At 66.8% G+C, this 14193-nt stretch carries 16 protein-coding genes; 11 read left to right on the forward strand and 5 right to left on the reverse strand.

Annotated features, from left to right (window positions below):
• Positions 1 to 9 precede the first annotated feature (9 nt).
• The 4 genes from ACIBKX_RS40350 to ACIBKX_RS40365 all read left to right on the forward strand — a co-directional run bounded on the left by ACIBKX_RS40350 (position 10) and on the right by ACIBKX_RS40365 (position 4305).
• The gene (locus ACIBKX_RS40350) at positions 10 to 1107 is read left to right on the forward strand and encodes a hypothetical protein (protein ID WP_363277815.1); all 1098 of its coding nucleotides are present in this window, start codon (positions 10 to 12) and stop codon (positions 1105 to 1107) included.
• Positions 1104 to 3305 carry a hypothetical protein gene (locus ACIBKX_RS40355; RefSeq protein WP_363277816.1) on the forward strand — a complete coding sequence of 734 codons (2202 nt, stop codon included), beginning with the start codon at positions 1104 to 1106 and terminating at the stop codon, positions 3303 to 3305. Before ACIBKX_RS40350 ends, ACIBKX_RS40355 begins: the two co-directional genes overlap by 4 nt.
• 166 nt (positions 3306 to 3471) lie before the next feature.
• Positions 3472 to 3957, forward strand: coding sequence for a hypothetical protein (locus ACIBKX_RS40360; RefSeq protein WP_363277817.1), 486 nt, complete (start codon positions 3472 to 3474; stop codon positions 3955 to 3957).
• Positions 3958 to 4143: 186 nt separating this feature from the next.
• On the forward strand, positions 4144 to 4305 hold the full coding sequence (locus ACIBKX_RS40365) for a hypothetical protein (protein ID WP_363277818.1): 162 nt from the start codon (positions 4144 to 4146) through the stop codon (positions 4303 to 4305).
• A 127-nt stretch (positions 4306 to 4432) separates the two neighbouring features.
• Here ACIBKX_RS40365 and ACIBKX_RS40370 read toward each other — a convergent pair whose 3' ends face one another.
• Positions 4433 to 5272 carry an IS5 family transposase gene (locus tag ACIBKX_RS40370; protein WP_363277831.1) on the reverse strand — a complete coding sequence of 280 codons (840 nt, stop codon included), beginning with the start codon at positions 5270 to 5272 and terminating at the stop codon, positions 4433 to 4435.
• Between the two features lie 475 nt (positions 5273 to 5747).
• Positions 5748 to 6992, reverse strand: coding sequence for a helix-turn-helix transcriptional regulator (locus ACIBKX_RS40375; protein ID WP_363277819.1), 1245 nt, complete (start codon positions 6990 to 6992; stop codon positions 5748 to 5750).
• Positions 6993 to 7144: 152 nt separating this feature from the next.
• Here ACIBKX_RS40375 and ACIBKX_RS40380 point away from each other — a divergent pair, with 152 nt between their 5' ends.
• Both ACIBKX_RS40380 and ACIBKX_RS40385 read left to right on the forward strand, forming a co-directional pair.
• Positions 7145 to 7504 carry a hypothetical protein gene (locus tag ACIBKX_RS40380; RefSeq protein ID WP_363277820.1) on the forward strand — a complete coding sequence of 120 codons (360 nt, stop codon included), beginning with the start codon at positions 7145 to 7147 and terminating at the stop codon, positions 7502 to 7504.
• Positions 7501 to 7656: a hypothetical protein gene (locus ACIBKX_RS40385; RefSeq protein WP_363277821.1), complete on the forward strand. Its 156-nt coding sequence runs from the start codon at positions 7501 to 7503 to the stop codon at positions 7654 to 7656. Before ACIBKX_RS40380 ends, ACIBKX_RS40385 begins: the two co-directional genes overlap by 4 nt.
• A gap of 150 nt (positions 7657 to 7806) precedes the next feature.
• On the opposite strand, the gene ACIBKX_RS40390 is transcribed toward ACIBKX_RS40385, so the two are convergent.
• The 3 genes from ACIBKX_RS40390 to ACIBKX_RS40400 all read right to left on the reverse strand — a co-directional run bounded on the left by ACIBKX_RS40390 (position 7807) and on the right by ACIBKX_RS40400 (position 10282).
• Positions 7807 to 8865, reverse strand: a complete 1059-nt coding sequence (locus ACIBKX_RS40390) for a ParB/RepB/Spo0J family partition protein (RefSeq protein ID WP_363277822.1) — start codon at positions 8863 to 8865, stop codon at positions 7807 to 7809.
• Positions 8862 to 9905: a ParA family protein gene (locus ACIBKX_RS40395; protein WP_399377325.1), complete on the reverse strand. Its 1044-nt coding sequence runs from the start codon at positions 9903 to 9905 to the stop codon at positions 8862 to 8864. The genes ACIBKX_RS40390 and ACIBKX_RS40395 overlap by 4 nt, the downstream gene beginning before the upstream one ends.
• A 161-nt stretch (positions 9906 to 10066) precedes the next feature.
• A complete protein-coding gene (locus tag ACIBKX_RS40400; protein ID WP_363277824.1) occupies positions 10067 to 10282 on the reverse strand; it encodes a hypothetical protein in 216 nt (71 codons plus the stop codon).
• A 134-nt stretch (positions 10283 to 10416) separates the two neighbouring features.
• On the opposite strand from ACIBKX_RS40400, the gene ACIBKX_RS40405 reads away from it, so the two are divergent.
• The 5 genes from ACIBKX_RS40405 to ACIBKX_RS40425 all read left to right on the forward strand — a co-directional run bounded on the left by ACIBKX_RS40405 (position 10417) and on the right by ACIBKX_RS40425 (position 13842).
• Complete coding sequence (locus ACIBKX_RS40405; RefSeq protein ID WP_363277825.1) at positions 10417 to 10680, forward strand: hypothetical protein; 264 nt, start codon at positions 10417 to 10419, stop codon at positions 10678 to 10680.
• 165 nt (positions 10681 to 10845) lie between these two features.
• Positions 10846 to 11043 carry a toxin-antitoxin system HicB family antitoxin gene (locus ACIBKX_RS40410; RefSeq protein ID WP_363277826.1) on the forward strand — a complete coding sequence of 66 codons (198 nt, stop codon included), beginning with the start codon at positions 10846 to 10848 and terminating at the stop codon, positions 11041 to 11043.
• Positions 11040 to 11348 carry a hypothetical protein gene (locus ACIBKX_RS40415; RefSeq protein WP_363277827.1) on the forward strand — a complete coding sequence of 103 codons (309 nt, stop codon included), beginning with the start codon at positions 11040 to 11042 and terminating at the stop codon, positions 11346 to 11348. Before ACIBKX_RS40410 ends, ACIBKX_RS40415 begins: the two co-directional genes overlap by 4 nt.
• Before the next feature lie 24 nt (positions 11349 to 11372).
• Positions 11373 to 11924 carry an ATP-binding protein gene (locus tag ACIBKX_RS40420; protein WP_363277828.1) on the forward strand — a complete coding sequence of 184 codons (552 nt, stop codon included), beginning with the start codon at positions 11373 to 11375 and terminating at the stop codon, positions 11922 to 11924.
• An 874-nt stretch (positions 11925 to 12798) separates the two neighbouring features.
• Complete coding sequence (locus tag ACIBKX_RS40425; protein ID WP_363277829.1) at positions 12799 to 13842, forward strand: hypothetical protein; 1044 nt, start codon at positions 12799 to 12801, stop codon at positions 13840 to 13842.
• The last annotated feature ends 351 nt before the right edge of the window (positions 13843 to 14193 follow it).

A 14193-nucleotide genomic window follows, 5' to 3' on the forward strand; every position in this document is an offset into this window, starting at 1 on the left:
GAAAGTGCCGTGCACTCCCTGACCCCCGGCTACCGCGTCCCTGCCATCCAGCGCGGGCTCAGCCCTTTCGAGGCCCTGGTGACGAAGTTGAACGCCGGGGCAGGGGGCGCCGTCCTCGCATCGGCCATGATCGAAAAGCCGCCGATCTGGGCCTTCGGCGTGGTCGCCCTCAACGCCGGACTGATCAACGTGACGGCCGGACACCGCTCGATTGCCCGATGGGCGACGGTCGGCGTCCGGCACTGGCGCGAGCGGCGCGCCCACCCCCGTCTGGGCAGGTCTGCGGGTGAGACCCGCACCTGGACCCTGTACCCGTACCACGGCACCATGCAGGACGCCGACCTGCGGGCAGGCTTCCATGCCGCGTTCTCCCGCGCACTGACGTACGCCGGAAACCAGGCCCGCAGCGCCGGAATTCAGATCCACGTCACCCACCACTCGCAGGCCGACGACGTCACCACCCACGTGCAGACCATCTCCGTCCACATTCCGAAGAACGTGATTGCCCGCCCCGAGCGCGTCCTGAACACCATCGAGCGGGAGTTCTCCTCCCTCGGGGCCCTGCGGGAGCACAGCCCCGAGGCGGTGCCGGCCGTCAGCGACCGCACGGCCGCGTGGGTCGCACTCGAAGACGGCCGGTACGCGGCCACCGCCCGCATCACCGGATGGCCGGCCAGCACGGACGACGACCTGATGGCGAACCTCCTTCTCGACCAGGACCGTCCGCTCAAGGACCGCCAGATGAAGACCCGTTCCCTGTCAGTGCTCTACCGGCCGCTCCCCGTGGCGCAGGCCCGACGCTCCGCGATCTGGCAGACGGCCGCGGGCGAGGCCTTCACCAACGACAAGATCAAGAAGGACGTGAACGCCATGTCGAGCGGCACCATGCACGACGCGCTCGTCCACGGCGCCACCCTCGTGGACATCGACGCCTATCTGACCGTCTGGGGCACCAGCCCCGAGCACGTCACCGACGCCCGCTTCAAGGCCCAGCTCGACGCCGACGAGCACCGCCTGAGTCTCGACTGGCTCACCGGTCAGCAGCACCGCGCCCACGTGATGACCACCGCGCACGGGGCCTCTACTGGCAAAGGGGCGATCCTGTGATCCGACTGCCCTCCAACCATGCCGCGATCACCGCGCCGCTCGCCGCGTCCAACGCTGCCTTCCCCGGCATCGAGATCGGACGCTCGACCAGTGACGGCCGGCTGTTTCGCCTCTCGCCCGTCCTGGTCGACGCCGAAATCCTGCCGTCCACCAACTCGATCGCGCTGGGCGGGCTCGGCTCGGGCAAGTCGACCACCGCGAAGATCCGCGCGCGCCGCGAGATCCGGGACCACGACCACCAATACGTCATCCTCGACAGCTACGGGGAACAACAGCACCTCCAGGCCGAAGAGGGCGAGTGGGCGCGCCTCACCCGCGACCTCGGCGGCCAGGTGATCCAAGCGGGAGAATTCGCACTCAACCCCTGCTCACCCCTGTTCACCCCAGAAGTCCGCGAGCAGCTCATCCGCTCGCTGATCGCCGCAGTCGAACCCAAGGCCCTCAACCAACGGACCGCCCACGCCCTCCAGCACGCCCTCAACAGCCCCAAATCCTCGACCCTCAGCGGCCTGGTGGATGCCCTGCAGGCACCCGAGGCCGGGCGGTACTCAGCCCGGAAACTGACCGACTGGGGTGAAGGCATCGTGCTTGCCCTGACCCACTACACCGACGGGGCCCTGCGCGGCCTGTTCGACGGCCCCAACTCCGGTCTTCCCGAAACAGATCTGCCGATCATCAGCTTCGACTTCACCAAGCTGGACAAGAACTCACCCGCAATCCCGGCCCTCATGGCCGCGATCACGTGCTGGGTCGAACACGTCTGGCTCAAGCAGTCGACCGCCATCCATCGGCACCTGGTCCTTGAAGAGGCCTGGCAGATCCTTCTCAGCCCGGCCACCGCCGAGTTGATCCAGCGACTCCTCAAGAACAGCCGCAAGGCCGCGCTGTCGCTGGACGTCGTGATGCACACCCTGTCCGACCTCGGCGACGGCCGCGCCAAGGACCTCGCCCGACTCTGCGAGATCGCCCACGTCGGACGCCTCGGCCCCAAGGAAGCCGCCAAGGTCGGCGCCCTGCTCAGCCTTCCGGACTGGGCCGTCGAGAAGATCGGCACCCTCGACCCAGGCCAGGCCGTATGGAAGGTGGGCCCGGATCACGTGGACATCGTTCAGACCGTCCTCACCGAGGAAGAGATCGCGCTCACCGACACCTCAACGCGTCGGCGCAAGGCCCAAGAACAGGCCCTCAGCGTCGATCACGGCCAAGGGACAGAGACAGAGCAAGAGCAGGAGTCAGAGACGGTTCTGACCTTGGTCAAGGAACCGGCGCCCGAGGAGAGCGAAGAGGCCTACGAGCACGACGGACTCGACGCCGACGCTGGCCAGGACTTCAAGCTGCCGCCGAACGTGGTCGACACCCTCGACCCCCGCACCCACGACAGTCGGCACCACGCCGCCCTCCAAGCCGCGCATGATGGCCGACTGAACGAAGCCGCGAACATCGCCGCGGTCGGCGAGCGGGAAGACATCACCGCCCACGGCATCAACTCCATCCAGGCCGTGGCCTGGCTCGTCACCCGCGCGGACATCGCAGAACTGGCGGGAAGCCCCGGTCAGGCCGCCCAACTACGCGCTACCGTCGCCCGCATGGGTAACGACCGTGCCGAGTGGTTCGAGACGACAGACAGCCAGGCACCACAATGGCATCAAGTCCCCGACCTCCCGAACCTCGAACCCTCCACCGGGGAGGACGACACCCAAGCGCGCGCACGCCGACGCACCTGGCCCTACGTCGCAGCCATCGCCGCACTGACCCTTACTGCGGCGGGCGTCTGGCAAAGCGCGGATAGCGACCACAAGGAAAAGGAACGCGAGCAAAAGGCAGGCGCCTACAAGGGAAGGTCCGGCGCCAACTTGGTTGCTGACTCAGTCGACGCAGATGTAGTTGCCCGATGGACCCGAGACCGAGACAGCGTCATCGTGGAACTGAGCGCTGCTTTTGAGTCGAACGCCAAGTATCTCCGCATCGACTCGGGTCGAAAGAGTGCAGTCAGCCAGCCGGAAACGGGACGCTTCGCAGAGAGCCCTCAAATCGTGATTCCGGTGAAGGACCCATACGCAGATGTAACGGTGAATGTGGCGATAGGCGGCAAGAGTTGGAAGGAAGGAACCCGGGCTACGACTCGGACGATCCGGCTGTCGCCGACCGGAGTCGCGTACGACGCGGAGACGGACAAGCAATTGCCGTCTGACCTCTGACGCTCGCGCTACCCGCTGATGGCCCGCGCCCCGACTGGGGGGCGCGGGCCATCAGCTTTCAGTCGCTCCGGTCGCTCCGCCCGGTCCTCGCCACCCATTCCGGGTGGCGAGGACCGGACAGGCCGACCGGCCTTGACGTACAGCCACGATTCTGACCGGAGGAACCATGTTCCGCAGGAACCGGACCACCGCCCCGACCCCGAGCGCGCCCGAACAGCCGGAGGCCGAGGTCATCGCGATCAATCTGGACGAACTCGCCGCGCTGGAGAGGGTGTTACTTGAGGCGGAACGGCTTCTGCGTCTCTGGAGGGACAGCCTGCCGTACTACGGTCCAGGCTTGATCACCGTCAACGACGTGACTGCCATGCTGTATCAGCGTGCCGGTGCCGCGTCCGTGGTCCAGCCCGACCGGCAGCGCGCCCGTATCCCCCTCTACCGCCACGAGTTCAAGTGGCTCGCTACCGCGATCGCGGCCATGGAGCGGCACTGGACGCGTGCCGAACACCTCTCCGAAGCCCGGAACCTGTACAACCGCTTCAACGCCTTGCTAGGCGCGTCGCGCGCTACCACCTACATGGGCGGTACGGCCGTTCTCACCCCCGAATCCCCGCAGGACCCCGGAATGCGCGTGATCCCGTCACGCGAGCCGTGACCGTACGAGGACATCCCAAATCGGGGATGCTCATCTCCTTCAGTCAGAACCCATCTTCAAACCGGTGAAGCGAAGCTGTGAGGGCCTGTGGCCCGATGTCAGTGCTTCGTGCCAGAGTCGTACGACCAGAAAGGGGAGGAAATGAAGCTACCGGGTGTTCTTGCGACGGTTGCAGCCTCGCAGGCCGTGGCATTGGTGTTCAGCGTGGCCATGTACGTGGGCGCGGACACGTCGTCGTGGTGGAACGTCTACGTTCTGGCCGGACCGGTGCTTCTCACGGCCGCCTTCCTGACGGGGCCGAAGAAGCCGCACAACAGGGCCCAGCCCAATCACGTCCAGCGCCACTGACGGAGCCCAACCTTCCGCTCGACGCGGCGGGTTGGGCTCCGTCGCGACTACCGAACCACTTCAACAAGTTCAAAGATGGGTTCTCACTGAGCGTTTGGTCCGCGGATCTGTGTTTGCTCCCAGTGGGTCAGGTGCCGCGCCAGTTTGGGGTGGCTTCGCCGGTGAGGCGGCGGGTCATGAGGTCGATCATCGCGAGGTGGATCATGGCTTCGGAGCGGTGCGGATGGGTTTCATAGTCACGGGCGAGTCTGCGGTGGTGCATGAGCCATCCGATGGTGCGCTCGATCGTCCAGCGCCGCGGGATGATCGTGAACCCGCGGGCGCCCGGCGGGCGTTGGACGGGGTGGACGTCGATGCCGAGGCGGGCGCCGTGGTCGATGGCGGTGGTGCGGTAGCCGGCGTCCACCCACGCCTTGCGGATGTGCGGGTGGGCCGCGGCGATGCGGGACAGCAGATGGACGCCGGCCGCGGTGTCGGAGACGCCCGCGGCGGTGACCATGACGGTCAGCAGCAGGCCGAGGGTGTCGCAGCCCAGGTGCCGCTTGCGTCCGATGATCCGTTTCCCGGCGTCCGTGCCCTGGTCGACGAGGTGCACGTTGGCGGAGGTCTTGATGGTCTGGGAGTCCAGCACGCACGCCGACGGCTCGCTGTTGCGGCCCTCGCGCTCGCGGACCAGGCGCCGCAGCAGCCCGGTGAGCTGTTCGAAGATGCCGTCTTCCTGCCAGGCGGCGAAGTAGCCGTAACTCGTGCGCCAGTGCGGGAAGTCGTGCGGCAGGTAGCGCCAGGGAATGCCGGTGCGGTCCACGTAGAGCACCGCGTTCATCAGGGCGCGCAGGTCATGTTCGGGTGGGCGGCCGATGTCCAGGCCCCGGCCCCGGCGCTCGTCGCGCCAGGCGGTCAGCACCGGCTCGATCAGCTTCCACCGCGCATCGGACAGATCGCTGGGGTAGCCGCCGCGCGGAGTCATGTGTCCGATGTACTGCGCGGCCACCGGCTTGGCCACTGGGCAAACGGCCATGGGCTGGGGCGCCTTGGGATGACACAGGACGGGCCCGAACGAAACGGTCCTCTCCTGCCGCTTCACGGAACCGTCGGCTCGTCGACCACTCCAGCCCCTGAACCCCGACCCCAGAGAACCGCAACACCTTGCGTTGAAACAGGACCAAACGCTCAGTCAGAGGTCGTTTTCATCAACAGAGTCCGTTTGCTCCCAACATGCCCTTGTGGCGGGGCAACACCTGGGAGCTGTCGGGAGTTCAAGCGCCTTGTGGGGTTCAGGGGAGGCCCGTATTGCCTGTCTCATCCCGCAGGATCTGTCTCACTCCAAGAGGCGCAGCCCACACCGATTCGTCCTCCCCCATCACGTGCAGACCCGTGAAGCGAGCGCCGCGTGTGAAGCCCTGAGACGCATGATGGGGAACAAACCATCAGAAAACGACCTCTCAGTGCATGAGTAGATGCCCGTGAGCCTCGAGAACGCTCCGGACTTCGGGAACTGAGGAGAAGGGTTGTAGCCGCTCCAGCACGATGCGCGTGCGGTTGGCCGTTCGGTCAGAGGCCAGGTCGCCGGACAGGGCGATGACGCACTGCGCCTCTTCTGCCGCCTGCTCCGGCTCGTTCGCATCCGCCAGCGCCACGGCCAGCCATGACCGATATAGAGCCAGCTCCCGAGCGTGGGTGGTGTCGTACCGGCTGAGTACGTCCGTGAGGAGTGGCACGGCGCGCAGGGGGCGGTGCAGCTCGGTGAAGACGCGGGCGTCCATCACCTCCAGCTCTTCGCGGCTGACCCAGTACGCCCACAAAGGGGCTTGGACGCCTCCCTCGATGGACAGCGCGGCGTGCGCCTCGCCCAGTGCGCGCATGGCCGCTTGCGCCTCCCCTGCGCGTGTCTGAGTCCAAGCCACCCGGTCGAGAAACAGGGCGCGCGCGGGGGGCGGTGCGTCGGGGCCTGCCTCGTCGACGGCCGCCTGAGCCATCTCGGCGCCCTGTTTCTCGCGGCCGTTGTTCGACCACTGGTAGGCGAGACTGCCCGCGAGGTTCCCCACGAGCGTCAGGTCGCCGGCCTGCCGGGCCGCTCCCAGCCCCAGCCGGTAGGCGCGCTCCGCGTCCTGGAGTCGGCCCGCATCGCTGGCGACCCATCCGGCGATCTGGCCCAGCTCTCCGATCTGCACCAGGAGTTCGCGGCCGGTGTCGTCGGAGAACGAGCCTGTGCGGTACAGGTCCACTGCCTTGCGCAGTTCCCGGAACGCGGGGGCGATGAGGTCCCCGCCGGAGAGCACATCATCCGCCAGGCGCAAGGCGTGCACGCGCCCCGCGAGCAGCGCGACATCGGAGGCGCCCAGGTGCCGCCCAGGAGTGGCGCGCTGCTCCAGTGGGTCGCCAGGGGGCAGGAGTTCAGCGAGCGTGAGCAGCATTCCCGGCGGGCGCGCGGACTCCTCGCCGCGCGCGTAGGCCGCTGCCTGCTCAAGATCAGCCAGCGGCACACGCAAGGCCTGAGACAGGATCGACAGCCACGGACCGGGTGCGCGCGCACCGCGCTCCCATCGGGAGACCTCGTTACGGGTCACGGACTGAGTGCCCGAGAGCAGACAGAGCTGAGCGGCCAACTGCCGTTGCGACTTGCCCGTGCTTCGGCGCAGAGCCGCCAGGTAGCTGCCGTAGCGGAGTCTGCGCTCGCTCTCGCTCATCCTGACTCCCTTCACGGACCAGTCTGGCCCCTCCCTGGCCCCCCGTCTGGCGCCTTCACCCGTCCGTGAGCGCAGATTCGATGGAAGTACACATAGGACCCCCGCGACCGCTGTCACGGCCCGGGGGCATGGCCGACTGGTAAGGAGCCGACATGGCCGAGAGTACGAGCCCTACATCATCCAGCGGAAGCAGCACCGTCCTCGACCGGATGCCGCCGGTGCACCTGCCCGACCTACACGCGCTGTCCGAGGCACAGACGCGCGGGAAGGCCTGCGTGTGGTGCGCGGTCACCCTCGCCCCCGTGACGGCCGTCGACCTCGGAGAGCGAGACGCGGACGCCCACGGAAGCCTCACCCGCTGGTTCCCCCGAAGCTGCCGCGAGTGCGTGATCCGGCGCCTCTACCGAGTGCAGCTCGACCACACCCAGTCGTGCGAGCAGTGCGCCGACAACCCCGCCCTGTGCGAGACCGGCCGCAGGCTGCGCAGTGCTCTCAAGACGGTGCGCCGATGAGCGAACGCGTCGTCATCCCCGTCATCTGCCACATCCGTAAGCAGGGAACAGAGATCCGCTGCACCCTGTCCCCGCAGCACTCCGGCGCCCACCGCAACGTCTACGGGCGCATCGACTGGCCACGGCGTCCCGGCGAGACGCAGGCCAGCTAAGCCCCCGCCACGGTCCCCGTCGGACAGGACCGTGAGGCGGGAAGGGGCGGCCCGCCCGGAAGCTCATGGCGGGCGGGCCGTCTACGGTTCAGCACGGCAAAGGCCGGCACTCCCCCGCGATCACCGCAGGGAGTACCGGCCTTCTTGCGTTCAGTCCTCGCTTGATCCCTGGAGCAGCCAGACCAGCCGCTGTCGGTTCTCGTCGGACATGTGCTTGCGGAGCTGTAGATCGAACCAGAGAGGGTTGTCCCACGGGAGAGGAAGGTCCGAGGGGGTATTAACGCCGTTAACGGTCGGCGCGGTCGGAGCCTCCGACCCTGAGTCTGTGGCGGGGGTATTAACGCCGTTAACGGTCGGCGCGTTCGCCTTCTCTCCGTCCTTCGGCTTGCGTGGGCGGGGCGTCTTGGTACCGATCTTTTGTGCCTCTGCCGCCTGCTTCTTCTTGGGGAGCCGACCGATGCGTCGGCCATGCTCCACCTTGAGATCTCCGTTTTCGACTTGCTCTTGCAGCTCTGTCGTCAGGCCGAGGAGGGCGAGCCGTTGGGACACCCACGCCGGAGTCTTGCTGAGTCGCTTGGCTACCTTTCCCTGTGACCCGTGGACGCTCACAAGCTCTTGGATCGCTTTGGCCTGGTCCAGCGGCGCCACGTCCTCGCGGTGAATGTTGGCGATCAGCGCGGATTCCAGGATGTCCGCGGCCGTGGCTGCTAGGTCGTCGTTGACGTGGATACGCAGCGAATCCAGTCCTGCCGGGGCCGCGGCGGCAAGGCGCCGGTTGCCGTCGATCACGACGTAGACAGCCTCACCCAGGGCGGCATCCTGGCCTGGATGAGCCTTAAGAAAAGCGGACCTTGTCACGACCACGACCGGGTTTAGTTGGCCCCGCTCTTTCAGAGAGCTGGTCGTCTCGGCAAGCTTGGCGAGTGTCTCGCGCGGGTTGTACGGATTGTGGGCGAGCGACGACAGCGCGACCTTGGACGGATGCAGCCGTGTGCCAGCACGCAGCGCTTGCCGATCCTCCTCCTCCGCCGCGAGCTTGGCTTGCTGCGCTTCCTCCCAGGCGAGCATTTCCCGCTCTGTGTCGTCAACGACGTCCGTAGGTGCCGCGCCCAGGCCGTAGTGATCGAGAATCGCGTTACGGGTCGGCGCGTCCTCTGCTGGCTGCTCGCTCTCGTACCGGGGAACAGCGTCCTTCTTGCTCTTGCTCATACCGCCAACTCCCGTGCCATGCTTCGCAGACCGACAGACAGTTCGCAGTCCGGTGCCCATTCGAGCAGAGGGATACGGCGGTCGGTGGCGTCCCGCTGTTCCTTGAGATCACCAAAGACCTGAAGGACTCCAGGGTTCGCGCGCTCCTCCCACTCCTCCTTCTTCTTCTGGACCGATGCGCCACGTCGACCGTCGTAGGTGTTGATGACGAAACCCAGCTCGTCCACCGTCACTCGGGTCATTGTCTGGAGCTGCTCGCGTTGGGTGTTGAACAGGTCATACGCCTCGAATGACGGCGTGTCCGCCCACACCGGCATCAGTACGCCAGAGCGCTCCGACAGCTCGCCTTCACGTCGCTGCGCGTAGTGCATCGCGATGTCCATCGCCAGACCCAGACTCGGCGGGCCATCCAAGACGATGACGTCGTAGTCCTTCTCCACTGGCTCCAGAGCACGCGCGAGTGACTCCTCACGACCGGTGCGCATACTGCTCATCACGGCGTCGAAGAGGAACGCGTCGTGACAGGCGGGCAGCAGATGAAGCCTGCCCCCAAATCGCTCCTGAGGAAGGATCGAAAGGGACCGTCGGATGTGCTTGCGTCCCTTGCCGAGCATGTGCTCTAGCAAGCTCGCTCCGCTGTCCATGGGGATCAGACTCTGACCGAGCCGTCGGGTCAGGTGGCCTTGGGGGTCATAGTCGACGAGCAGGGTCCGCAGCCCCAACTCTGCGAATGCCTGAGCCAGGCCAGCAGAGACGAAACTCTTGCCCACACCGCCCTTCTGAATGGCTACCAGGATGCGCCGCACAGGCTGACTGATCAGCCGACGGGCCGGAGAGGGATGATCAGCTAGCCAGCCGCTTACAGCTTGGGCGATCCCCTGCACCTTCGTAATTCCGCGGTGCTCACACTCAGCGACAAACCGGGCGACGCCTCCGAGGGGCAGGTAAGTCCCCCAGCTCTGGGCCTTCTTGACCTCAACCGAAGGAGCGTCAGGCTTTTCGTACCAGAGACTCAGCGCATGCGCGGTTGCGTCCGTCACGTTCAATCCGTGCTCCGCTGCACGGATCTTCAGGTCCCGCCGGAGCGTAGGCGGTAGGTTCACGATTAGTTTTTCGGTGGCTTCTCCGCCATGAGGGGCTGTCATGGCGGGCAACTTACCAGCGAGCAGGGTGTATATGAGGTACGGACGCCACTCAAGCGTCAATGCGTCCACTCGTCTGGTCCGCCGCCGCGCCAGTTGATGAGGGGGGATCGGACGACGTCCATCTCGTCCCAGTCCTGGAGGCCGGCCTCTTGCATGAAGCGGGCGACGTCCTGCACGGAGTAGGCGCGACCGAGGATCGTCCCGTCGACGCGTACACGCCGCCCACCATCCTCGTCGGGCGGATAGATCACTACGGGCGGGGCGGACATCATGACCTCAGAGTGCGGGCGGGCAAGACGCTGCGCAGCTCGGGATACTCCGCTCGTCGCGGTGGCGTCAACTTCGCGTCCTGGGCAGGGACGGGGACGCAGCGCGGGCGGTGAACGGTGGCTGCCACGATCGGCGGATGGCGATGAAGCTGCACTCTCAAACACTGATCATGGACGGTGCCGAGTCGGTGGTCCTGGAGATCGATCCGTACGACCACACCGACCGAGCCCCGGCGCCGTCCGACCACACGTACACGCTCGTCGTGGGCGACGAGCTGGCCCTGGTCCTGCCCGCCGACGAGGGGCACCGAGAGACGTTCCTCGCCTACCTGGCGAACGCGATCAACGAGGTACGGGCCGCGTCGGCCGCGATCGCCGAGCGGCCACTCAAGACGCTCTGACGACCTGTGTCTGACGGCGTTGGCCGGAGCTTGTCCCCTCGGCCCCGGAGGGCTGTACTGATGAGCTGGTGGCGCTCGGCCAAGGAGATGTTCCTGTCCTCGATGGCCGGAGCGCGATCGTGCCATCACCTGACGGCACCACATTCCGGTGTCTAGTCTGGTGTCATGTCGATGACTACGATGACGCTCCGCGTCCCCGATGACCTTGCCCCCTCGATCAAGCAAGCCGCACAGGCGGCCGGACTGAGCGTGAACGCGTACGTGGTGCGCGCCGCCCGCCGTGCCGCGACTCTGGACGCCGCCCACCAGCTCGCCGCGCTCGGTCTCGGCCAGGACCTCGCGGGCGAGGGCGACAGCCTGTGACCCATGAGATCAAGCGCGGCGAGGTCTGGACCCTCGCCGATGGCCGCGACGTCCTGATCATCTCCCTGACCGGCCTGGACGAGGCATACGGCGCCGTCCTCGCGATCGTGCTGCACCCCATCGGCCGCTACCCCGACACCGCCATGTCGGTCGAACTCAGCGCCCCGATCCAGGGCACCGCTGTCGCTGTCAACATCCAACAGCTCCGCACGACGCGTTTCGAGGGGGCCACCCGCCGAGGCGACGTCGGCCCCGACGTGATGGCCCGCATCAGCGCGGCGCTCCGCGCCGTACAGGACCTCTGACAGGACCACTGAGAGGAAGCGTTCATGACCGCGCAGACGGCCGCCCAGGGCCCGCAGGGCCACGCCAGCACGGTGGATACCGACATCCTGCACAGCGTCGAGCCAGGCACGCTCCTGGTCGCCGTCGGTCCCGGCGGATCGGGGAAGTCGACGTTCGCCACGGCCGCCGCCGGACTCGGGATGACGATTCTCTGCCTCGATGCCCTGCGCCATGAGATCAGCGGAGACGCGGGCGACCAGTCCGCCACGACGGCCGCCGTCGAGCGGCAGAACGCGCTACTCGAATCCCACCTGAGCACGGGGACGACGGTGTTCCTCGACTCCACCAACGTGGAGCCCGCCGTCAGGGCCGCGCTCGTCGAGCGGGCCCGCCGCCACGGCCGGCCCGTCGTCGCCCTCCGATTCCCGGCCCCTCTCGACACCTGCCGCGCCCGCAACCACGCCCGCACACAGGCGAGTCGTCGGGTGCCAGATGCCGTCTTGGTCTGGCAGCACGAGCAGATGCGCGCAGCCCTCCCGCACGTGCTGCTCGCCGAGGGGTTCACGGCCGCGTACGACGTTGCTCACACTCTCTGAGAGCCCGCGCCGACCATGAACGTCTTGAGGATGAGATCAGCGAACCGCACATAGTCCGCCATCGCGCGGGGGCGCGGTGCGTGGGAGTCCCATGAGGCGATGAACGAGCCCAGTGTCTCGGCTGTCTCGGCATCTGGGAGGGGCTGCGTGCTCGTACCGGTTGGGTCCGCCATGGATGCCTCCAAGGGTTCGGGACACGACAGTCTCAGCCGACTGTCGCGGCTATGTCGCAATCACCCAGGATCGAAGACGGGCCAGCACCCCAGTCCGCCGAAGCGGGTGGCAAGGGGTACCGGCCCAGGCGAAACCCCCGAAGAGGAATCAGCCTTCAGGATAGCCCTCCGGGGACGCACTGAACGCCCTGGTGCAGCCCCGGAGCACCAAGCGCAGCCGGTGGGCGGGTCGGGGCGCAGCGGGCGCCACAGGGCGCAGCAAGACCCCTTTTTCGGGGTGGGTGGGGCGGGGCGTGCCGTCGGCCGCCGCCTGCCACGCGGCAGGGGAACGGGCGTCCGCTCCGCTCCCGCCCTCGCTGCGCGTCCCCTGCGGCGCTGCGCGCCCGGCGCGTGCTGCGGGGCCCGCGCTGCGCGCCAGCCCCTTGCCGGAGAGCTGCTGCGCAGCCACCGGGCCCCGCTGTCGCTGCGCTCCACCGGGAGCGACGACCGACGCCACGCCCCGCCCCACCTACCCCGAAAAGGGGCCCAACGCGGCGCATTTCCCCTAGAAAAAAGAAAATAAAAAAGCCTTCTGACCTGCGCCTTTCACGCTCCTGATCTTTGATTTCCAGGCCTTCAGGCACTATAGTTTTCCTTGTTGGGACAGTGGCATGAACCAACAAAAGGCGAAACACTCAGTACCCGAAAAAGGGAATCGAATAATGGAAAACGCGCAGCGCTATGCCCTCGGTCAGCGTGACACCATTGGGCACTATCCCGTCACGGTCGACGGGACCCCCGCCGGATACATCTACCGGCGCCACGGCAATTGGTTTCCGGTCATGCCCGGCCGCCGCATCGAGCGCCGATTCACCGACCGCCACCAGGCAGCCGACCACCTCGCCGAGCTGGTCGACCAGGGCCACCGCCCCACCATCCCCGCCCCCGGCCTCGCCCCCCTCGCCCCCCACCACGAAATGCGCCGCACGGCCGATGGCCTGCGCGCCGCCCGCACCTACGCACACCGCATTCCCGACCTGCGCCCCACCCTCGCAAATCTGGTGCGCGCCGCCGAGGCCATGGCACGCCTCGATCAGCTCGGGTGGATTCCCCTGGAGGGCTATCCCGGAGCCGACCAGCCGTGGCACCTGGAATGCCGCCTCTGCGGCTGGCAAGGGCACCGGTTCTGGAGCAAGCTCAGGGGCCGGAACGGCGACGGAATCCCCCGCCCCGCCAACCGGCACCCCGGATGCATTCCCACCGCCGACCACACGCGCAAAATCGCCATTCTGACCGCAGACCGCCTCTCTGAGTGCCGCTGCGATTTCCGCCACCCCATGAACATCCCGGAAAGCCTCGACGTCCTGCGGAGCATCGACCTCGCGCTTATCGCCTATGGCGACATGGTGACCGCCGTTCTGTACATGCGCGGAATTCTAGACCCCTGCCCCGCAGCCACCCGCCGCGCACGATTCCTGCGGGCCGCGCTCGACAACTGGCACAACCAGAACAGGAACCCGAACTTTTCCCGAACCCCCTTCGCGGACATTCCCGTGAATGACTGCCTACTGGATCACGGATACAGCGACTGCACCTGCGATTCCTGCGACCAGGAGCGAGCCGCTAAGCTGGAAGACGATTCCAGCACCACCTACCAGATCTCCACGCACCAGGGACGCACCGTAGAGGTCGTACAGGGACAACGCGCGGCCGAGGAGCACATTAGGACCGTGATGCACGAGAGTTACAGCGTCGAAAAGATCTGAAACTGAAGCGACACCCCCGCTACGCCCGATATGGTGTAGCGGGGGTGTCGCTTCAGTTTCACGTAGAAATATGACGGCGAAACGAAATGAGAAGTCCCGGCGGGAAATGGACAGCTCGGGGTGATGGCGCCTGAGACCAGGCTCTACACAGCACAACACCGTGATGCAGCACGCATGATGCAACCACCATGCCTGAGAGTGACGCTTGGCTGATTCGCACCCCAGGTGGCTGGTTGCACTGTATGCTGTCGGGGTACGGGTGAACGTGAGAGTGCGAGACAGGGGCGGGAGGTAGGTTAGAATGAAGCGTCACGGAGCCTGCTTCTTCAGTTCTTTGGCGGATGGTTCGGT

Origin of the sequence: Streptomyces sp. NPDC050658 (assembly GCF_044457025.1) — a bacterium.
Taxonomy (GTDB): domain Bacteria; phylum Actinomycetota; class Actinomycetes; order Streptomycetales; family Streptomycetaceae; genus Streptomyces.